This window comes from Leptospira noumeaensis (assembly GCF_004770765.1).
Lineage (GTDB): Bacteria > Spirochaetota > Leptospiria > Leptospirales > Leptospiraceae > Leptospira_A > Leptospira_A noumeaensis.
The window spans coordinates 34247-55362 of sequence record NZ_RQFK01000007.1 but is presented as its reverse complement, the minus strand read 5'-3'; the positions used below and the strand labels follow the sequence as shown (position 1 = coordinate 55362).

Here is a 21116-nt window from a genome sequence, read left to right as displayed (position 1 = left end):
TAACTGAATGAATGATTTTTTAAGCAACACCAAGAGATCATTGGATTGGCAAGAGAATCCAGTTTTCCTCCGCACTGAATCTTTTCTTCTTGGTTAATTTTTGGCATAACCACTAATGATGCAAAAGGTCGCCTCTTTTACTTTGGAATTAAAATGAAAGTTCGTTATCTATTTGCGATTTATTGTTCCTTTTGCCTACTGCCTGTCTATGCAAGTCCGAACCTTTCCACCTTCTCCCTCGATGACCCAACTCAATTAGTCAAACTTTCAGGAACTTGGAAATTTAATCCCAAGGATGATTTAAATCTAAGAAAAAAAAATATACCAGAAGATGGGTGGCAAACATTATCAATTCCAGCACAATGGAACAATTCAGGATTATCAGGATTTAAAATTGGTTGGTATAGGCAATCTTTTGAAGTTTCAAAAACCTTCAAAAATAAAAAGATTAGCATACTCACACCTATCATAGCTGACGCAAATGAAATTTATATCAACGGAGTCCTTGTTGGTAGAACTGGGCACATTTCCGAATCAGGAGAACTTGTAAAAAAAAGCAGTCGGATTTCCGTGTATTCAATCCCGCCGGAACTTATTTTATATGATTCCGAGAATATAATTGCAGTGCGAGTAGCCGACGATGTGGGTTGGGGAGGATTTGTAAATTCAGAGTTTTATATTGGGGAATCAAATCTCATCCAAGGAAAATTTTATAAATACATAATGTGGAATTCCGCCACTTGTTTCGCATTTCTTTATTCGGCACTTTATTGTTTAATTCTTTGGATAAGAAGTAGAAGGGAAAAGGCTTATCTATTATATTTTTTCTTTGCTATCTTAGCAGGATTTGCAACATTCGGAAACTTATCACTTCCTTACTTTGTTTGCGATGAGTTTTGGTTTAACCATTATGTTTTTCATCCTAGTTTGAATCTTATGGGTGTGGCCGGCACAGTTTTCTTTTTAGAATTTACAAACCATAAACCATCCAAATTAATCAAAGGCATTTTATGGTTCCATTTTGTATTAGCACTTGTTTCATTATTCACTTTTCATCCTACAGTTTTAAGTTTATATTCCAAATATACATTAAACATTTGTCATTTATTTTCTCTATTTGAATTGGTTTATGCTTTTTTTCTAAACTTCGAAGCAGTTAAAAACAAACAACCAGGTGCATTCATCATCTTAGTTGGACAAATAGCCCTTGGCGTTACTGCAACCTTTTCAATTTTAAGTTACACACAAATTTTAGTTACTGTCCTTGATAGATCACTTTCCGAAGGTTTTTTAATTTATACCTTAAGTTTATCTTTTGCCTTATCGATTCGGTTTGCAAAACTATATGAAGTCACAAACCAACTAAAGGGTGAATTAGAACTAAAAAACGAAGAGTTAGTTTCCTTGGATAAAATGAAAAATGAATTTTTATCCAATACTTCTCATGAACTGAGAACACCACTCAATGGCATCATTGGGATCACAGAATCTTTGATCGAAGGTTCCATGGGTGCATTAAGTTCAGGTGTGAATAAAAATTTAGGAATCATCATTTCTTCGGCCAAAAGACTTTCTAGTTTGGTCAACGACCTACTCGATTTTTCTATGATCAAAAATAGAAAAATCAATCTTTTTCCTATCACCTTAGCCATCCAACCATCCGTTGACATTGTGATCAGTTTACTAGAACCAGCGGCAAAAGAAAAGGGGATCAGTCTCACAAGTGAAATACCAGACAACACAGCACTTGTGTTTGGTGATGAAGGTCGGATCCAACAAATTTTGTTTAATTTGATTGGAAATGCGTTAAAGTTTACAGAATCCGGAAGTATCCGAGTCACTGTAAGGCCAATTAACAAAGGTATCTTGGAGTATTTAGAAATCTCAGTTACAGATACAGGAATTGGTTTATCCAAGGAAGACCAAGGAAAAATTTTTGCTCCGTTTGCCCAGGCCGATGCAAGTATATCCCGAAACTTCGGAGGTGTAGGTCTCGGATTATCCATTACAAAAACCTTGGTAGAACTTCATACAGGAAACATTTCTGTTGAATCCGAACTAGGAAAAGGATCTGTATTTCGATTCACTCTTCCTCTTGCTAATGGCCAAACAGGATTTCAATCCAATTCAAATTTATCAATAGAAACATTTAATCCTGTAAACTTGGATGAAGACTTACGTGGTAACTTCATTGTCGAACAAAACTATGTAGAAAGGATGGAAGTCACTTCCAATCTTTCCAAAGATTTAAATAAAAACTTTACCATCCTTGCTGTTGATGATGATCCAATTAATCTGGAAGTATTAAAAATCCAATTGAGTGGTTGCGGATTCAACGTAGTGCCAGTTTTAGATGGACCAACCGCCATTTCTGTTGCCAATGAAATTAAACCAGATTTAATTCTTTTGGATATCATGATGCCAAAGATGAGTGGGTATCAAGTTTGCAAAATTCTTAGAGAAACTTATTCGATTCATGAAATGCCCATACTGATGCTCACGGCAAAAAACAGAATCGACGATGTCCTTTCCGGATTAGAAGCAGGAGCAAACGACTTTTTAGGCAAACCTTTTGATAAAAGAGAACTCCTCGCAAGAGTCAATACTCTCATCCTTTTAAAGTCTGCCGTAGAAGAAAAAGAAGATTATTTAAATATCAAAGCGGAACTCAAACTCGCAAAAAAAATCCAAGATTCTTCCTTACCTTTACATCCACCCACAGGCGAAAGAGCAAAAATTGTATCTAGATACAATCCAATGACTGCTATAGGTGGAGACTATTATGATTTCTATACTCCCGACGAATATAGTTTAGGCGTTGTTATCGCAGACGTTTCTGGACACGGAATCCCTGCTGCCATTGTAGCCGCAATGTTTAAAATGGCATTTAACTTACAAAAACATGTTTCAAAAAAGCCAAACGAAGTTTTAAAAAGAATCAATAAACTATTGTTAGATTCAATCCATAAACAATTTGTAACTGCCTGTTATTTATTTTTTGATTTAAAAAACCAAAGAATCCTCTATGCAAGCGCTGGTCACCCTCCCGTTGCCTTTTATAGAAGGCAAACAAACAAAGTGGAACTCGTTCGGCCCAGAGGAAGGATACTTGGATGTTTTCCTGAAATCCCTGACGAGGTTTTAGACATTCCTTTTAATGTAGGTGACAGAGTTATTCTTTATACAGATGGGATTTCCGAAGCAAGAAACCCAGCTGGCGATATGTTTGGTGACGAAAGGCTTAGCAATTATATAGTGGAAAATTCCACAAACGGCTCCGCAGAGATTTTTGCCGATGGGCTTCTGGAAAAAGTAAAAGAATTCTGCGAAAAACCAATTCCCGAGGATGACATAACTCTCGTTGTAGTAGACTTATAGCCAACCCACCAAACATCTAACTTTTTTCAGTTGTATTTAAAATTTGTAATGATTAATTTTTAGAATGAGTTAAAAACTTCTCTGATTCATTTGAATGACTTAGAGGATATAATGAGCGAATATATTTACTGTTCTGGACCTATGTTTAGCCCCGAAGAACTAAACACAATGGCAACCATTGCTACCACTTTGGAAACAGCTGGTTACAAAACCTACCTCCCACAAAGAGATGGGATCGAAGTGGCAAAGGTTATGGCTATGATCAATACACCTATCATATCTGGTGAAATCTTTCGAGATATCATGATTTTTGTTCAAAAAGCAGTGTTTGCAATGGATGTATACCAAGTTGTGGAACGATGTAATGCAACAGTGTTCAATATGAACGGAAGACCTGCTGACGACGGTTCTATTTCAGAAACAGGGATATCGTTTGCCACAGGGAAACCAATTGTTATATATAAAAATGATCCAAGGACTGAGTTTAACGGGTTAGACAACCCTCTTCTCACTGGCCTTAGTTATAACTGGAAATATGTCACAGATATTTCCCAAATTCCCACCAAACTTGCAGAAATCATTGGGACGGTAAACGCTGCGGGAGAAAATCCTTATCTGAAGAACCCACCACCTATGGTCAAAAAAACAATGGAAGTTGGCAAAGAGGTATGGGAAATTTTAAACATCATTCGGTTTTTTGACCATAAAGAAAAAGATCTACTGGCTATCCTTAAGGTGCTTGTGGAAAAACTAAAAGCTTCCGCAAGTTTTATGAAATTTTTAGAAGGCTAGAATCCATTTTTTTTAGGGGATTTTAAATAAAAAAATCCCCAGTTTTCCAATCCTCTCCGTATTTTGTCCTACCCCACTGGTATTCTGGTTTTAGAGGTTAACAAATTTATGGAATACATGGAATCCCTACTTGATGAGTATTATGATCTTTCTTTGAAACTGACAGGACTCGGTGGCCCTGAGAACGATTCAGAACTCTACCTTGAAATTTTGTCCATTGAAGAAGAAATCTGTTGGGAATTTTCCCTTCCTGCTTCTGCAAAAAACCGCCAACTCTTTCAATTCTTTGATCCAAAAAAAACAAAAGAGACAAACATTCAAACTGCGATCCAATCATTAGAACGAACCAGAACCAAATACTTTTACAAACCTGAAAAAACTTTTTTTGAATATTTAGAAACAAAATCAGATAAGAATGATTTTAAAAACATAAGAGTTCCTATGGTCAATGGAACCTTTTATGAATTTTTGTATCCAGTTTGAACTCTCTTTAGAGTAAAAAAAAATGATAACCGAATGGCTCCGATACAAAGGAGCCACTAACTTAAGTCCTTCACAAGTCGATCGAACCCAGCATTGGTTCCTTCTACTCTGCCTCGGACCTCCTCATCTGTAGAAAATTCATCTGCACTGCCAGGTTCTCGCAATAGTACAATTTGTTCGGTAAAAGTCATTTTAGTTCTGCCTTCCACAGGTGACTCAAATAAAACAGTAACGAGAGAGACAGAAATACGAATGTCATTAACATACATACCAAAGGCATATACAATCCGTTCATTCGGTACAATATCATAAAATGTTGCATCAAAAACATGCCTCCCTCCGGAGGGAGTTACCACTAAATTGGATTCTTTTCCGCCAACTTTAAAATCCAAATTAAATTCAACCGTTTTCCAATCATCATGACAAGCAAACCATCTTCGTTTGGATTCAGCATTGCCCCAAGCAGCAAAAGATCTTTCAATCGAGGCAGGTAAAATCCTTTCGATTGTAAATGTAGAATGTGATTCTTGTCTTTTTTTCATTTCACTCTCCGTCGGAATTCTCGTCTGATGATTCTATTAAAAAATTTGCCAACCTGTCAAAACTTCGATTCCAAGAGTCTTTTCTTTCCGAAATCCATGAATCAATCCCAGAAAGTTGTTGGATATCCAATTGGTATGTGCGAACTCTACCTGACTTTTCAGATTTCACAATCCCACAATCTTCTAAAACTTTTAAATGTTTTAATACAGATGGTAAAGCCATGGAAAGCGGTTCAGCTAATTCTTTTACTGAGATAGGCCCCTGACTCAAACGTTCTACCATTGACAAACGACTGCTATCACCGAGTGCATGAAAGATATCTTCTAATCCAGAAGTTTTAGATTTCATAAAAACCTTAGTTTTCATTTTTTTCTTTTAAAAATCGTTTGGGAATCTTATCAAAAAGAGGATACAAATAAAAATATGGTTCTGCTTCCGCTATCGTCCGTTTGACTGAAGGTCTTTCCAATAAACTTTCAAAATAAACTGTGAGTTTTGGATGAGTGGAACGGAAACTCAAAATTGTATCTGCATAAAAAAGAGCTGGCACCGCCGAACAATCCGCCATAGTAAAACGATCATTGGTGATAAAGTAACTAGAATTCAATTGTTTCTCCAACATATCATAAGCGATTCGAAGACTTTCATAGGCTTGTTCCACGCCGAAAGTATCATTCTGACCTTCGGGACGCAAACGATCGACAACAATCTTTTGCATGGGTACACTGATATAAAGATCGAAAAAACGATCCCAAAGCCTAGTTTCTAATGCCAACGAAAACTCATTTGGAATCAGATCAATTTTCCCAGGATAAAATTCGTTTACATATTCAATCATGATGGAGGTTTCTGGAATCGTTTTCTGCTGTTTTCTATCTCGGAGAAGAGGAATTTTGCCCACTGGCCAATAAGACAAAAGTTCGGCACTGGACTCTTCAGACATTAAGTCGACAAACCGACATTCAAATTCTGTCCCGTTTTCATAAAGAGCAATCAAAGCCTTATGACAAAAAGAAGCAAGCGGGTGGATGTAAAGCAATAGGTTGGGAGTCCGATAGTTAGCCATTTGGAAAACTATTTGACAAGCCAGAAATTTAGGCAAACAAAATACTTAGCCAAATGGAAAAGTATTTAATAAGATTTAGTGAATTTAAATGGTAACTCACTTTCGAATTCCACCTTGTGTAAAAGGTAACTGAGTTTCGAATTTCAGCGCCTGACAAAGGAAACCCAGTTTCCTAATCGCTTCAGCGGAAAATTCCATCCAATGCAAATCGAAACTCACTCACTGTTTACCATACCTTTTCCAAGCAAACGAGGAGAAACCAAAACAGAGAGGATCAAACATTTGGAAACAATCCAAACATGACATTTGGGATAGGCCAAAACCACGGCTCGTGACATCTAGGACATGGTCGGGAAGAGCGGTTCATGTTAACTTAAATGCATGAAAACACCCAAAAACTCCATTCGGCATTTTGATAGGCTGAGACGAAGAACTGTCCAGTTTGTTCGCTGGAACCTTCCGGTTTTAGTCATGACTGGCTTATCTCTTTTTTTTCTAAAATGTGAGGGCACTTCCCCCGATGCAAAAACCCTTCTCGTTCCTCTTTTGGTCTCTGCAGATTCTTCAGCATCTACAGCATTTGGAGGGAACCAAGGAGGACAAACAGGAAACGAAACTCCAATAGCCGTGGATGATATCCCACAAGCAGTTGCTCCGACCCTCAACGAAATAACGTATATCACCAATGATGCCAATCCAGCAGATGATCCTTATTCTACAAAGGGACTATTGCAATTTCAAAAAACAAGCGTTAGTTTCAAAAAACCAGTTCCCTCAAATACAACCATTACTCTCTACTTCGGGAAAAAAAATATGGAACTCCAACCAGATGGAACCGTTACCAATGCACTGGTAACACTCAACCGTACAGCCGCTACCTTTTCTGGTTACACCTATCTTACTGATGCTGACAAAAAGGTCAAAGTGTTCGTTGTGGCAAAAAATGAATTTGGAATTTCCACAAAACAACTAACTATCGGACATCCAAGAATCTGTGCCGATGCACCAAAGATTCCGGCCACATTCGGTGATTGCAATGACCATTGTATTGAAGCAACGAAGACGGGTAGTATAGTGGAACTTAACGCAAAATACAAACTACCGATCCAAGGTACATCTCTTAACTTAGACATAGTTGGAGTAAGTCCCAGAAGTTTCCCGGAATACATAGCCCCATCCCAGAACTTAGTGATCCCCGTTCCGAATGCCGGTATCCATACAATCAAAACGAACTTTAACATTTATGATAAAGAATTTCTCTGCGCAAAAGTTACTTCCCTTTTGGTGATCGATAACCCCATGCGGTTTACAATTGCAAATGGCTATTTAAGTATTCCCAATGATTGATCCTGTTTTCAAAAAAATCCGATCTGCCTCTTTGAACAAAATACCAATTTGCAGATCTGGATTTTGGTCGGGCAAAAGAAGATACACTTTTTCTTATAAACACAAAAATGCATTTTTCTCTTTGGTTTCGATCACTCATCCTTTTGTTATTTTCTTTTTTTCAATAGGAATGATAACTAACTGTGATCCATCTAAAATGGAAAATGTATGTGATCCAAGTTCCGAATCTTATTCCAAAACAATTGCCGCAAAATCATTACTAGGTGATGAAAGTCCTCATTGTTTTCCGGCGAATGGTACAAGTTTTACTGTTGGAGGAAAAATTTCAGGGCTTACTGGAAGCGGACTCACATTAATTTTAAATCAAAAAAATACACTTGTGATTCCCGCAGGCAGCACAGAATTTTCTTTTCCTACCAAGGTTCCTATTGGCTCTAACTACGAAGTCAATTTTGCAACTCAAGCGGAAGGTAACTTCTGTGAGTTGGCAAATTCATCAGGAAAAGTTTCCAACAAAAACATAAAGGATATTCAGATTTATTGTAAGGCATCCTGTATCAAATGTATTATATTTATCACCCAAAATGGTTATCCCGCCAATATAGGGAAAGCATCGATCTTTGATTCCAGCTGCCAATCGGATCCAAACTATCCTGGCACAGGGAATTACAAAGCAATGGTGGTTGATGGAATCTCACGACGAGCCAGTCTCACAGCCAATTTAGGGGATGGTCAAATCGATTGGGTTTTTAAAGCAAACCAGGCTTATATAAGGCCAGGCGGAGTGAATATAGAAACATCCAATGCCAATGGATTATTTACCTCAAGTCTTTCTACGCCAATTACAAGCGTTAGCTCTGACCATTGGACAGGACTCAATCCAGATTGGACTTCCTATTTGGATGGGGCTTGTTTGAAGTGGACTACAAACGCCACTTTTGAACTTGGAATGACTGGAGATGGTTATACCCAAGATATAGTGACACTCACAGCAGGGAGAGGATTACAACAATGCTCCGTCAATCGTGAGTTAGTTTGTGTTGAACAATAAGATAAAACAGACAAACGAATTTTTTTATATGTTCAATGATTCAATTGCTCTGTGATTTTTGTTTAGATAAAAATACAGTCAGTCGTTGGAGTTGGTCTTTTGATGTAGAATTAGATTCTGGAAGTACTTTTCCATATATATTCTTTAAATGATTTCTTAAGGTTCCATCTGATACATTTAAAATTAGCCGAATAAAGGAACGACTATGACCTTCGGCAATTAACTCACAAATCCTTAGTTCTTGTTTGGACAAACCAAAGTTTTCAAGAGGAAGAGAAAACGAAAGGTTCGGTTTTTCATCCTTCAAAGTGGTTTTTAACAGATACGAAAAAAACAACAAACTAGTAAGAGTCGTCACAATCGAAACAACCAACTCGCGTAGTGGAAAAATAGGAAGGATACCCAAAACTAAAATTCCAACAAGTAATCCAACAGCAAGGGAAATCAAAATAGAAGCAAACAAACTATAAATACTTGGTTTTGATGCATTATAACGATTCAAATAAATGGAAAATAAAACTGAAATGGTGGCATCAACTACCGGATGCAAAGGTGGAAAATTGAATCCATACATGGGCAAAAAATTAGAAAATAAACCGAACCACCAAACGCATAATGCCAAAATAAATGTTTTTCGATGAAAGAAGGAATTCCATTCCAAAGGCGAAAGGACAAAGTATAAGGAAATAGCAATTGCAAAAAAATGGACAGAACCACCTAAAATTCCACCGAAAAAAGTAAGCAGAGGAGCTGTCCCAAAGGACAAGGTAGCGAATCCATAAACAATGGTTTTTGGAATGGAAGAACAAAGTAAATCAACTACAAGTGCGTAGACTGCAATAAAAATTGTTCCTTGATTGAATAATTTTCTTCCCGTACAAAAAGAACACAAAGCAACAAGGACTGGAGCCAGAAGGAAAAAGGAATGGCATTGAAAGATCCAAAAAGCAAGTCCAGAAGTTTCATCGGGGGCTAAACAAAGAGCTGCTGTGGCCGCATTCTGAACCCCAATGGTAAAATAAAAAATACTTAAAAGCCTGTGGAAACGATGGTCGCGGGTGATATTTTCAATAAAACAACTTAAATTTGCCAAGGAAGCAAACAAAGGTACTAGAAAAAATAAACTAATCACAAAAAATCATAACCCTACTTATACTAATAAAACAACTAACAAAGTTTTTTTTCCATTCAATTTTAAAATTTATCAAAAACTCCAAGTGATTGCCTTATAAGATTTTGTAATCCTATACTCAAAAGCAAGTGTTTCCATACACTGGTAACAAAGACAATCGGAATACTGTGCCGCCAAATAGTCTCTTTCCTCTCTTGAAAGGTAAACTTTCGTACATTGACAAAGACTAATGGAACCAACCTTACATTCAAAACTTCGATTACAATTAGGACAAAGTTTTTCATCGTGTTTGATTTTAGATTCAGTTTTTTTCGGAATTTCTGAATTGTTTGATTTGGATTCTTCCAAGATAAATCTCCTTACACCCACGAATCGCTCAACCTCTGTTAGTTGGATGTCACAAAGATTCCGGTATCTCGGCAATCATAGTGTTGTCTTTCGATTGTATTAAAAATTCAGGAGGCATCTCATCTTTCAGATCCACACCAGAAAGTTTTCTTTGGATGGATTCAGTGATGAGATACATGGTTTTGGCAACCGCACTCTCAAAATTAAAACCACTGGGGCGAACGTTTGAAATACAGTTTCGACTTTCATCGGTTTTTCCCACTTTTGGATGATAGGTGATGTACACCCCCAAACTATCGGCAGAAGACAAACCGGGTCTTTCTCCGATCACCACAACGGAAAGTTTTGCATTTAAAACTTCACCAATTTCATCACCAATAGCAACCCGCCCAAATTTAGAAAGAACAAGCGGTGCGATAGATAACTTAGTTTTTCTAATGGCTTCTATGAAAAGTTTTAAAAAAGGAATTAAATTTTCATCAATTGCTTTTGCTGAAAGTCCATCCACCCCAACCAAAACCAAATCGAAATTACCAGCGAATGGTTGTAACTTGCTTTTGGACTCAAAATCCAATCTTTTGCCCAGATCTGGTCTAAGTAAATATTCTTCTTTGGAATGAACTTGACTTTTCACAAACAGGCTGGAGAGATTTTGTGGGTTCCCCAAAACTTCCATCTCTTCCACTAACTTAGAATAGTCGGGATTAAGTAAAACTGCATCTCTTGCACGAGCATGATCCAAACGAAAACGTAACGTTTCTTTAGTGGATATCGAACTACCAAACCGAGAAAGTCCAATCCTCGCGTTACTAAACTGTTTCCATTCATCCAAAAAAGTCATAATTTTGATTTCCCCAAAATTTCTTCCAACAACAGTAACTCTCGATTCTCTTTGGGTAAAAAGCCATTTTGGTTTGAAAAAATTCCACGGTCGAGTAACCAAGTTTCAAATTCAGGAGCCGGTTTTAATCCCAAAACTTGCCTGAGATAGAGAGCATCATGAAAAGATGTGCTTTGGTATGACAACATCACATCATCGGCCCCGGGGATTCCCATAATGTACGTGCAACCCGCAACACCGAGTAGTGTTAAAAGTGTATCCATATCATCTTGGTCCGCTTCCGCATGATTGGTATAACAGACATCCACTCCCATGGGAAGACCAAGTAGTTTCCCACAAAAATGATCTTCGAGTCCAGCTCTGATGATTTGTTTTCCATTGTATAAATATTCAGGTCCAATAAAACCCACAACGGTATTCACAAGAAGTGGAGAAAACTCTCTAGCAACTGCGTATGCTCGAACCTCTAACGTTTGTTGGTCGATTCCATGGTGAGCCCCTGCAGACAGGGCACTTCCCTGCCCTGTTTCAAAATACATCACGTTATCTCCCACAGTCCCTCGTCGCAAAGAAAGTGCCATATCTCTTGCTTCTTTTAATACAGAAAGTGAAATACCAAAACTTTTATTTAAATCTTCTGTTCCCCCAATCGACTGAAATACCAAATCGAGAGGAGCCCCTCGTTTCATCACTTCCATAGAAGTTGTCACGTGAGATAAAATACAAGATTGGGTGGGAATGGAATACTTTTGAATGAGGTTGTCCAACATTTCTAAAAGTGCAATCGAAGTGGGAATGTTATCAGTAGCAGGATTGATTCCAATCACTGCATCTCCACTTCCGAGTAATAATCCATCCAGAAGACTAGCGGCAATTCCTTTTGGATCATCCGTCGGATGGTTAGGTTGTAACCGAACAGAAAGGCGACCAGGTAAACCCAAGGTATTTCTAAATTTTGTGATTACATTTATTTTTTTACCAACCAAAATTAAATCTTGGTTAGACATGAGTTTGGATACAGCCGCGGCCATCTCGGGTGTGATTCCCCATCGGATGGAAGTGATCAATTCGGATGTTGTTGTCTCCGATAACAAAAATTCGCGAAACCCACCTACCGTTAAGTGGGAAATCAAAAGAAAGGCTTCTTTATTATGAGATTCAAATATAAGACGAGTCACCTCATCTTTGTTTGCCGGTATTAATTCTACATTTAAAAATTCTGATAAATATACATCTGCCAGCGCCATTTGAGCCGCAATTCGTTCTTCCTGGTTTTCCGCAGAAACACATGCTAAATCATCACCGGAACGATGAGGGCTTGCCTTTGCTAACAGGTCTTTTAATTCAGGAAAATGATAGGTTTTTGATCCGAGTATGGTTTGGTAACCCATAAAGAAATTATATTAGATTTAGGATTTTTAGGATATAACTTTTCCCTAAGATTTGGCTTGGGAAGCCATGTTTATTTGATTCTACCGACTTCCTTCGAAACCCCGAGGACGACCACTAAACAAATAACAAGCATTCAGTGATTTATTGCAAAATTCTACCAAAAGTTTAAAAACAAAGCTAAATATCAACTTTGTAATGGAAAATATTACAAAACTAAACATCAATATATTCGCATAATATCTATTTCCAATTGCAGAATATATTGACTCCGGAAAGAAAGACGACTAACTTTGTCTGAAAATTCATCGTGAATGAGGAAGATCTATGAAAAAACTAGCGTTAGCTGGAATTCTATTTTCAATGTGTGGTTTTGCAAATTGTACGCAATACCGCGTCATTGATTCTGCAAATGTTGACGGAAAACTATACTTAACCGTAATTAAAGCACCTTTTTTTGGTGGGGCTGAAGGATACGTTGCAAAATGTGACGCAGATGCTTCTGGAAACCTAAAATGCAAACAAGTTCGTTTGAATGTAACTAACTAAGGAGAAGAAAATTATGAAAAAAATAGCATTAACACTGGGAACCCTTCTCATTCTTACTTTTGCAACAAACTGTGTCTCTGTTTATCAAATTAAATCAGGTGGCAAAGGAAAAGTAACAGTCACACAACATGGACCAATTATTTTTACTACTGATGAATATACTTGCGATGTTACAGCTCAAGATGACCTATCCTGCGTAAACATTGAAAGTGCTTTCGATAACAACCCAAGCTTTGGTGCAAACAATTAATCAGTTAAGGAATAAAAACTATGAAAAAGATACTATTAACACTTTCACTCGTTTCTGTTAGTGCACTCATTTCTTGCACAACAACAAGTTTGACACAAGTTGGAAACTCAACATACCGTTTCTACTTTCACCCTTACCAATTCAATTCTGAAGTAGAAAAATGTGAAATTGCTGCTGACGGAAAAAAAGTTTCTTGTAAAGAAGTAACAATCGCTTTCGAGTAATTCTACAAAAGGTAGGTTATGTTAAAAATTTTCATTTATTGTTTCGTTTTAGGTGTAACCTACCTTTCCTGCAAACCATCCACAACTTTGGATTCCAAAACCTTAGTTGGAAATCCTGAAATCAAATCCATCTCTCTTTCAACTTTTATCTCCAGTACAAAACCAGCTACGGAAATGGACAATGTAGAAACTTCCATAGCCAACCTGGGAAGTTTTAGCTCCTCCATCGCTGTTGCCAAGTCTCGCACTGTTTTCAAAGAGAACAAAAATAAGTTCACAGTCCCGAGGGCCATATACATCCTCTCTGGTTCTGGCAAGATACATTTTGATGATGCTGTATTACCAATCAACAAAGAAGACTGGGTTCATTTCCCACCGGCAAATGCGATTGATATAGAACCAACACCTGGTAAAGTTTTAAAGTTTATCATTTTTCAAGGCTATTGGACAAACAATCAATAACCATCATTAGTTCTAATTTTCAAACACACCAAGTAACAAAAACTTAACGGAATTTCTTTTTTCGTTTAGGCATTCCCAATGCCTTCTGATTTTAATATATTTTCCAGGTTCGGGCCGAACTCGTCTGGGGTTCCGCTTTCCCTCCCGTCCCCCACCTACTGTTAAGTGGGAAATCAAAAGAAAGGCTTCCTTATTATGAGATTCAAAGATAAGGCAAGTCACCTCATCTTTGTTTGCTGGTATCAATCCTACATTTAAAAATTCTGATAAATATACATCTGCCAGCGCTATTTGAGCCGCAATTCGTTCTTCCTGGTTTTCCACAGAAACACATGACAAATCATCACCGGAACGATGAGGGCTTGTCTTTGCTAACAGGTCTTTAATTCAGGAAAATGATAGGTTTTTGATCCGAGTATGGTTTGGTAACCCATAAAGAAATTATATTAGATTTAGGATTTTTAGGTTATAACTTTTCTATTTTCTTAACTAAGGACTTGTATATTTCTTACGAAAAATGTCTAAAGATCACGCTCACACAAAAGATGAAAAAAGGCCTTCTGATACTTGGGAATCAACTTTTTGATTTGTCTGACTTGGTTCCAAAGACCGTCAGAGATCAATATACCATTTTTATGCGTGAGGATAAAGAGTTGTGTAATTACTATCAGTTTCATAAACAAAAAATTGCCTTTTTCTTTTTGGCTATGAGGAAATATTCCGATGAGTTAAAATCTTTAGGTTTTAATGTTCAATATGAATATTTGGATGAAACAGGTATTTCCTACGATGATAGTTTATCAAATTTTTTAATCCAAAACCAATTCGATGAATTCCATATTTTTGAAATCGAAGATAAATTTTTTGAAGTACGAATCAAACATGTTTTAACTCAACAAAAAATCCATTGGATTGAACACAAATCTCCAATGTTTCTAACTTCCCGAGAAGAATTTAACAAATACTTGGTGAAAGTATCAAAACCATTTATGAAAACATTTTATCAGTCTCAAAGAAAAAAATTAAATATTTTAATTGATGAAAATGGAAAACCAGAAGGTGGGACATGGAGTTTCGATCTTGAAAATCGAAAAAAATTACCAAAAGGATTTTACCCTCCACCTATCCCCGAAATCAGAATAAACTCTGACGAACAAAAGGTTTTAGATTTAATTGAAAACAAATTTCCCTCTCATCCAGGAGATACACGCCATCTTTGGTTGCCCACAACTAGAGTTGAGGCCAAGGAATGGTTAAATCATTTTCTAAAATTCAGACTATATGATTTTGGAGTTTATGAAGATGCTCTCTCCACCGAATTTCCGTTCATACATCATTCGATTCTGACTCCTTTTCTAAATCTAGGATTACTTACACCTGCTGCAGTCATTGATGAAACATTAAAATATTCCAAAAACAACAATATTCCACTTCAATCATTGGAAGGATTTATCCGCCAAGTCATCGGTTGGCGAGAATTCGTAAGAGGTATCTACCAGAATTTTGGAGAAACTCAACTTACATCCAATTTTTTTGGACACAAAAGAAAACTCACCAAACATTGGTATGAAGGAAATACTCTCATTCCTCCGTTAGATCACGTAATTCATAAATGTAACCGTTATGGATATGCACATCATATTGAAAGACTGATGATTGTTGGTTCATTAATGGTATTATTAGAAATAGATCCATTGGATTCATATAAATGGTTTATGGAAATGTTTATTGATTCTTCGGATTGGGTCATGACACCCAATGTATTTGGAATGGCTTTGTTTAGTGATGGAGGAATTTTTGCCACCAAACCCTATATATGCGGCTCCAACTATTACAAAAAAATGGGATCCTATCCAAAAGGAGAATGGGAAATGGTTGTTGATGGGTTATATTGGAAGTTTATTGAAAAACATAAAAGTTTCTTTGAAAAAAATCCTCGCCTTTCAGTGATGATTGGAAATTTGAATCGATTAGATTCAAAAAAGAAAACCCAACTTTATCAAATAAGCGATGAATGGAAAGAAAGGATCACTAGTATAGAATCCAATTAGTTTAGAATCGACTTTCGCCTAACTACCAAATGAGTCATAAAGTTTAATTCGAAAACTTGTTTGGTTCCATGAACTTCCTGATTTTTACCTGTCGTTGAAACTCCCAATGCCTAAAAAAAACCGAATAGAGAATCCGATTCAGATTTTTTTTCCGTTCGCATTGACAAAAACCAGATTTAGTAGTCCCTCCTGCATAAATTTAGACTAAATCTAAAAAAATAGCTTGATTTCCATTGTTAGACTTGTTCTAAATCTAAACTAAATCTAGAAAGTGAAGGACAATATGAGAACATTTAATCTACCTGCTATTGCCATTTTAGTGCTCTCCTTAAGCTCACTGGGAGCAGCGGACACTAAAGAATCATCGAGTTCGATGGAGCGCCAAGGAAACTCTAACCAGTTTTGGTGGCCCGAAAGACTCGATTTAGCACCTCTCCGCCAACACGCTGCGGAATCAAACCCCTTGGGAAAACAATTCAACTACTCCAAGGAATTCAAAGAACTCGACATCCAGGCAATTAAGGAAGAAATCAAAACCTTAATGAAGACCTCGCAAGATTGGTGGCCTTCTGACTACGGTCACTACGGGCCATTTTTCATTCGGATGGCTTGGCATAGCGCCGGAACTTACCGGATCGCAGACGGTCGTGGTGGTGCCGGTGGTGGACAACAAAGATTTGAACCACTCAATAGTTGGCCTGACAACGCAAACCTAGACAAAGCAAGACGACTCCTTTGGCCGATCAAAAAGAAATACGGAAAAAAAATATCTTGGGCCGACCTTATGGTTCTCACAGGAAATGTGGCTCTTGAGTCCATGGGTTTCAAAACTTACGGTTTTGCAGGAGGAAGGACAGATGATTGGGAAGCCGACCTCGTGTATTGGGGTCCAGAAAAAAAATGGTTAGCCGACGAACGATACGAAGGTGATAGGAAACTAAAGAACCCTCTCGGTGCCGTACAAATGGGACTTATTTATGTAAATCCAGAAGGACCTAATGGGAATCCTGACCCACTAGCAGCCGCTAAAGACATCAGAGATACCTTTGGAAGAATGGCGATGAATGACGAAGAAACCGTAGCTCTCATTGCCGGTGGACATACTTTTGGAAAAGCTCATGGGAAAGCGGACCCTTCCAAACATGTGGGAAAAGAACCAGCAGCAGCCGGAATCGAAGAACAAGGATTTGGTTGGAAGAATGCTTATAAAAAAGGAAATGCAGAAGACACCATCACCAGTGGACTCGAAGGGGCCTGGACTGCCAATCCAACAAAATGGACAACCCAATATCTAAACAACCTATTTGGTTTTGAATGGGTACAATCAAAAAGTCCAGCAGGTGCCATCCAATGGATTCCTAAAGATGGAGCCGGTGCCAATATGGTTCCCGATGCTCATGACAAAACATTACGTCATGCACCCATCATGTTTACAACCGACTTGGCTTTAAAATTTGATCCAAGTTACAAAGTCATAGCCAAAAAATTCCAAGAAAATCCCAAAGAGTTCGAACTTGCTTTTGCAAAAGCCTGGTTCAAACTCACTCACAGAGATATGGGGCCTCTTTCCCGTTATATCTCTAAGGATCTACCAAAAGAACCTCTCATTTGGCAAGACCCACTCCCAGCCGTAGACCACAAGTTAGTTGGGGCAAAAGAAATTGATACCCTCAAAGGCAAAATTCTAAAATCAGGACTCAGTATCCCTGAATTAGTGAAAACTGCTTGGGCATCAGCCGCAAGTTTCCGAAGTACTGACATGCGAGGGGGAGCCAATGGAGCAAGAATTCGTTTGGCACCTCAAAAAAATTGGCCAGTCAATGATCCTGAAGAACTCGCAAAATCATTAAAAAAACTGGAAGAAATCAAATCCGATTTTAATGAATCAGGATCCAAGATTTCTCTCGCAGACTTAATTGTCCTCGGTGGAAATGTTGCCATAGAAGAAGCCGCAAAAAAAGCAGGAGTCAAAATTTCTATTCCTTTTACACCGGGACGAACGGATGCAAGTGCTGAACAAACAGACGTTTATTCATTCTCTGTTTTGGAGCCAAAAGCAGATGCATTCCGTAACTATTATGGTGCAGGTAACTCTCTTTCACCTACAGAGATGTTAGTTGACAGATCCAACATGTTGTCGTTATCCATTCCGGAAATGACAGTGTTACTAGGTGGACTCAGATCTCTCGATGCCAATTCAGGAAAATCGAAACATGGAATCCTCACCACACGACCAGGGATTCTCAGCAATGATTTCTTTGTCAACTTACTCGATATGTCGACAAAATGGCAAAAGTCAACGCAAACGGACGGATTATATGAAGGTGTTGATCGCAAAACAGGCGCTAAAAAATGGGCTGCCACTTCTGTGGATCTCATTTTTGGTTCCCATTCCGAACTCCGCGCCGTTGCCGAAGTGTATGCGGCAGATGATGGTAAAGATAAGTTTGTTAAAGACTTTGTGGCCGCATGGAACAAAGTGATGATGTTAGATCGATTTGACGTGAAGAAGTAAAATGCCCAAAACTTCGCGAAAAGACTTTTTAACCAACACATTGTATTTGGTAACCTCTCTCTATTTTGTAGAGGGAGGTTTTGGTTTCTCTTCTAGTTTGGTGGCAGAAGAAAAACTTCCTGAGACTATGCCAGAAGGATTCAAACCCGCTTCCGAATCAGATCCAACAGCAAAAGCACTAGGGTTTCATCAGGATGCCAAAAATACAGATTTCACCCTTTATCCAGAAAGAAAAGAACCAGGATCTAAAAACCAATTTTGTAAACACTGCGTACAGTATACAAAGATCAACGAAAAATGGGGGAAATGTAATATCATTTCTTCTGGTTTTGTTTCTTCACAAGGTTGGTGTTCTGCTTGGTCGTTAAAATAGTAATAGTAGTTTGGAAATAATTTTTATTTCCAAACACATTGAGTCAGATCTACTTTTTCAAAAACCCAAGGTTTATGGGCATGTTTTGCATTTTTATCTTCGATCAAATCGAATGACTTTGTTTCGGAAGGAATACTCGGAAAATGCAAAGTAAACGGAGTATTTTTCATCTGTGTTCGTTTGGGGCAAAGTCCCACACCTTCAGATTTCACAAAAGGATAAGATGTTCCTAAGTCATCGCGAAACAACATCCCTTCTTTCAATACACAAACTTTTTTAGATTCTTTTGTGTACAATTCCAATTTGGTTTCTGTTTCGGAAACACAAACTTTACTAAGGACAACCACTCCTAAAAATCCGGAATGGAGGTCACAACATTGCGGAGTCGGATTCCAATTACGTTTTGTGACGGTTGTTTGAGTTGACTCTTCCACCACCCCATCTTTTATCTGCTCGGTCGAACAAAAACTAACAAAACAAAAAATACGTATAAATATTAAAATATTCGAATTTAAAAATTTATTACCCATACAAAAATACTTCCTTAATATCCTGATGAAAGGATGAGAATCACATTTACACTAAGAAAACCCATTTCCTCTTCCATCCCTTTTTTTAAGCATTTGTATAATTTCTTCAGAAAACAAAACCGGCAAAGTGATAAAATAAAGGAAGTTTTCAGCCAAAAATTTGGTAATTTATTGACTCCCGAAATAAAATTCCGATTTCAAAATTTAGAATCCCTATAGATTTATACATAAATCTATAGGTGGGAATGTCCCATTTGACTCTGTTTTTTAGGTTTGGAAGGACGGTTAGGATCAATATGAAACGAAGTGATGAACGTTCTCTTACAAACTTCCGTTTCATTTATTTCTCCTTACTGGTATTTTTCATTACCTGCAAAAATCCCGAGTTGGAAAACCTTTGCGACCCAAAGTATAGTGGTTACTATGAAACCATCCTTTTCAAAATCCTTTCTGGAAATACATCCAATCACTGTGGCCTGAACCTAAACCAAGTATTTATCCCTATGTTTTCTCCAAATCCTGGACACTATACGAAACCTAATTTTATCTCCATAACCTCCCTCACACCCGGGGCCACCATCTATATCACAACGGATGGTTCTTTACCAACGACAGGTTCTACTCCCTATACTTCTGCCTCTTCCATTTGGCTACTGGCAGGACAAAGGATCCGTGCGGTGGCGACCAAACTAGGAATGGAGAATAGCCCCATTGCGGAAGCTACCTATTCCATTATCCCATTAAAAACGGGACAAACGGCTTCTTATACTGCCGGAGATGATGCCTTCATTGGTTCGGGTCTGTCGATTAGTTATGGTACACCGAATTCGAGCGCATCCTACCCGAATGATTACACTACTTTGGATAACGCCACAGGAATTCTTTGGAAAACTTGTTCCGAAGGTTTATCTGGATCAACTTGCGCAATCAACAGTCCGAGTGTCACAACCGCAGACATTACAACTTTAATTGCATCTTGTAATGCACTCAATACTGCCAATTCAGGAAATGGATACGCAGGATACAAAACCTGGCGATTGTCCACAGCGAAGGAATTACTAAGTACAAATGATGCAAGTAAATCATCGTTAACTATTCTAGATCCAACAGCACTCCCAGCAACTGTCAATTTTGCATATTGGGCTTCCACTCCCTATCCTTCCAATTTAAGTTCCGGATGGTATCTTGACTATAGTGGTGGCAATTCCTATGCAACAATATCGAATGTCTATCATGGTCGCTGTGTGGCTTCCCTTCCGCCGATAGAAACTTCTACCTTTTTCGATCACGGAGACGGGACAATCAAAGACAATACAACCGGACTTACTTGGCAAAAATGTTCTTACGGACAGAATAATGACTCGAGCTGTTCATCGGCAGCAAACCCTCTCGATTGGTCTAATGCTATTACTTATTGCAATTCTTTATCTTTAGGATCTAAATCCTGGAGATTACCCAACCGAAATGAACTGGCAAGTCTCTATGATTATACAAAGGCAGCAGGACCGACCATCAACCAAACAGTATTCCCAAATACTGTCTCTAGTCCTAGCGGGTATTATTGGACGTCCACAACCGCTGCCAGTAATGCAAATCTAGCTTGGTATATTAATTTTACTACTACCTTTAATAGTTTCTATGAAATCCATGCCAAAGTAAATAGTTTGTACGTTCGTTGTGTCTCGCAATAATCATAATTTTCTCGATGGATTAATTCCCTTTCTAACAACGGCAACGACCAAGGTGTTCACTCCCACATTGTTGTTTGCCATCAACCGTGACCATTTGATTC

General features: G+C 37.9%; 21 protein-coding genes and 1 pseudogene. 13 read left to right on the top strand and 9 right to left on the bottom strand.

Annotation, left to right across the window (positions count from 1 at the left end):
* Positions 1 to 153 precede the first annotated feature (153 nt).
* From EHQ24_RS00390 to EHQ24_RS00380, 3 genes are all read left to right on the top strand, one after another.
* Positions 154 to 3378, top strand: coding sequence for a SpoIIE family protein phosphatase (locus EHQ24_RS00390; protein WP_135599744.1), 3225 nt, complete (start codon positions 154 to 156; stop codon positions 3376 to 3378).
* Between the two features lie 111 nt (positions 3379 to 3489).
* Positions 3490 to 4170 carry a nucleoside 2-deoxyribosyltransferase gene (locus tag EHQ24_RS00385; protein WP_135599743.1) on the top strand — a complete coding sequence of 227 codons (681 nt, stop codon included), beginning with the start codon at positions 3490 to 3492 and terminating at the stop codon, positions 4168 to 4170.
* A gap of 108 nt (positions 4171 to 4278) precedes the next feature.
* On the top strand, positions 4279 to 4653 hold the full coding sequence (locus EHQ24_RS00380) for a hypothetical protein (protein WP_135599742.1): 375 nt from the start codon (positions 4279 to 4281) through the stop codon (positions 4651 to 4653).
* A gap of 56 nt (positions 4654 to 4709) precedes the next feature.
* Here EHQ24_RS00380 and EHQ24_RS00375 read toward each other — a convergent pair whose 3' ends face one another.
* The 3 genes from EHQ24_RS00375 to EHQ24_RS00365 are packed head-to-tail and all read right to left on the bottom strand — an operon-like array spanning position 4710 to position 6262.
* Complete coding sequence (locus tag EHQ24_RS00375; RefSeq protein ID WP_135599741.1) at positions 4710 to 5195, bottom strand: SRPBCC family protein; 486 nt, start codon at positions 5193 to 5195, stop codon at positions 4710 to 4712.
* A gap of 1 nt (position 5196) precedes the next feature.
* Positions 5197 to 5544 carry an ArsR/SmtB family transcription factor gene (locus EHQ24_RS00370; protein WP_135599740.1) on the bottom strand — a complete coding sequence of 116 codons (348 nt, stop codon included), beginning with the start codon at positions 5542 to 5544 and terminating at the stop codon, positions 5197 to 5199.
* Positions 5545 to 5551: 7 nt separating this feature from the next.
* Positions 5552 to 6262, bottom strand: coding sequence for a glutathione S-transferase family protein (locus EHQ24_RS00365; RefSeq protein ID WP_135599739.1), 711 nt, complete (start codon positions 6260 to 6262; stop codon positions 5552 to 5554).
* A 471-nt stretch (positions 6263 to 6733) separates the two neighbouring features.
* Between EHQ24_RS00365 and EHQ24_RS00360 the strand changes: the two genes are divergently transcribed.
* Both EHQ24_RS00360 and EHQ24_RS00355 read left to right on the top strand, forming a co-directional pair.
* Complete coding sequence (locus tag EHQ24_RS00360) at positions 6734 to 7609, top strand: hypothetical protein (protein ID WP_244310245.1); 876 nt, start codon at positions 6734 to 6736, stop codon at positions 7607 to 7609.
* Between the two features lie 31 nt (positions 7610 to 7640).
* Entirely contained in the window at positions 7641 to 8660 is a 1020-nt protein-coding gene (locus EHQ24_RS00355) for a DUF1554 domain-containing protein (RefSeq protein ID WP_244310244.1), read from the top strand.
* 40 nt (positions 8661 to 8700) lie between these two features.
* Here EHQ24_RS00355 and EHQ24_RS00350 read toward each other — a convergent pair whose 3' ends face one another.
* The 4 genes from EHQ24_RS00350 to EHQ24_RS00335 form a co-directional block, all read right to left on the bottom strand.
* Complete coding sequence (locus tag EHQ24_RS00350) at positions 8701 to 9792, bottom strand: helix-turn-helix transcriptional regulator (RefSeq protein ID WP_135599736.1); 1092 nt, start codon at positions 9790 to 9792, stop codon at positions 8701 to 8703.
* A gap of 72 nt (positions 9793 to 9864) precedes the next feature.
* Complete coding sequence (locus EHQ24_RS00345) at positions 9865 to 10140, bottom strand: cysteine-rich CWC family protein (RefSeq protein ID WP_135599735.1); 276 nt, start codon at positions 10138 to 10140, stop codon at positions 9865 to 9867.
* Between the two features lie 49 nt (positions 10141 to 10189).
* Entirely contained in the window at positions 10190 to 10981 is a 792-nt protein-coding gene (gene eutC / locus EHQ24_RS00340) for an ethanolamine ammonia-lyase subunit EutC (RefSeq protein ID WP_135599734.1), read from the bottom strand.
* Positions 10978 to 12372 (bottom strand): ethanolamine ammonia-lyase subunit EutB, encoded by a 1395-nt coding sequence (locus tag EHQ24_RS00335; protein WP_135599733.1) that lies wholly within the window; start codon positions 12370 to 12372, stop codon positions 10978 to 10980. Before EHQ24_RS00335 ends, eutC begins: the two co-directional genes overlap by 4 nt.
* 325 nt (positions 12373 to 12697) lie before the next feature.
* Between EHQ24_RS00335 and EHQ24_RS00330 the strand changes: the two genes are divergently transcribed.
* From EHQ24_RS00330 to EHQ24_RS00315, 4 genes are read left to right on the top strand one after another with little or no spacing between them, the layout of a single operon-like run.
* Complete coding sequence (locus tag EHQ24_RS00330) at positions 12698 to 12919, top strand: hypothetical protein (RefSeq protein ID WP_135599732.1); 222 nt, start codon at positions 12698 to 12700, stop codon at positions 12917 to 12919.
* A 13-nt stretch (positions 12920 to 12932) separates the two neighbouring features.
* A complete protein-coding gene (locus tag EHQ24_RS00325; protein ID WP_135599731.1) occupies positions 12933 to 13169 on the top strand; it encodes a hypothetical protein in 237 nt (78 codons plus the stop codon).
* 20 nt (positions 13170 to 13189) lie between these two features.
* The gene (locus tag EHQ24_RS00320; RefSeq protein WP_135599730.1) at positions 13190 to 13393 is read left to right on the top strand and encodes a hypothetical protein; all 204 of its coding nucleotides are present in this window, start codon (positions 13190 to 13192) and stop codon (positions 13391 to 13393) included.
* Positions 13394 to 13411: 18 nt separating this feature from the next.
* Positions 13412 to 13855 (top strand): hypothetical protein, encoded by a 444-nt coding sequence (locus EHQ24_RS00315; protein WP_135599729.1) that lies wholly within the window; start codon positions 13412 to 13414, stop codon positions 13853 to 13855.
* Between the two features lie 141 nt (positions 13856 to 13996).
* Here EHQ24_RS00315 and eutB read toward each other — a convergent pair.
* Positions 13997 to 14289, bottom strand: a pseudogene (eutB, locus tag EHQ24_RS00310) (ethanolamine ammonia-lyase subunit EutB); the annotation flags it as partial.
* Between eutB and EHQ24_RS00305 the strand changes: the two are divergent.
* The 3 genes from EHQ24_RS00305 (at position 14278) to EHQ24_RS00295 (ending at position 18794) form a co-directional block, all read left to right on the top strand.
* Complete coding sequence (locus EHQ24_RS00305) at positions 14278 to 15906, top strand: cryptochrome/photolyase family protein (protein WP_244310243.1); 1629 nt, start codon at positions 14278 to 14280, stop codon at positions 15904 to 15906. The pseudogene eutB and the gene EHQ24_RS00305 overlap by 12 nt on opposite strands.
* Before the next feature lie 283 nt (positions 15907 to 16189).
* Positions 16190 to 18421: a catalase/peroxidase HPI gene (gene katG, locus EHQ24_RS00300; RefSeq protein WP_135599728.1), complete on the top strand. Its 2232-nt coding sequence runs from the start codon at positions 16190 to 16192 to the stop codon at positions 18419 to 18421.
* Between the two features lies 1 nt (position 18422).
* Positions 18423 to 18794 carry a high-potential iron-sulfur protein gene (locus EHQ24_RS00295; protein ID WP_135599727.1) on the top strand — a complete coding sequence of 124 codons (372 nt, stop codon included), beginning with the start codon at positions 18423 to 18425 and terminating at the stop codon, positions 18792 to 18794.
* Between the two features lie 23 nt (positions 18795 to 18817).
* Here EHQ24_RS00295 and EHQ24_RS00290 read toward each other — a convergent pair whose 3' ends face one another.
* Positions 18818 to 19228, bottom strand: a complete 411-nt coding sequence (locus EHQ24_RS00290; RefSeq protein ID WP_244310242.1) for a hypothetical protein — start codon at positions 19226 to 19228, stop codon at positions 18818 to 18820.
* Between the two features lie 392 nt (positions 19229 to 19620).
* Between EHQ24_RS00290 and EHQ24_RS00285 the strand changes: the two genes are divergently transcribed.
* On the top strand, positions 19621 to 21015 hold the full coding sequence (locus EHQ24_RS00285) for an Lcl domain-containing protein (RefSeq protein WP_167483033.1): 1395 nt from the start codon (positions 19621 to 19623) through the stop codon (positions 21013 to 21015).
* Positions 21016 to 21116: the final 101 nt, after the last annotated feature.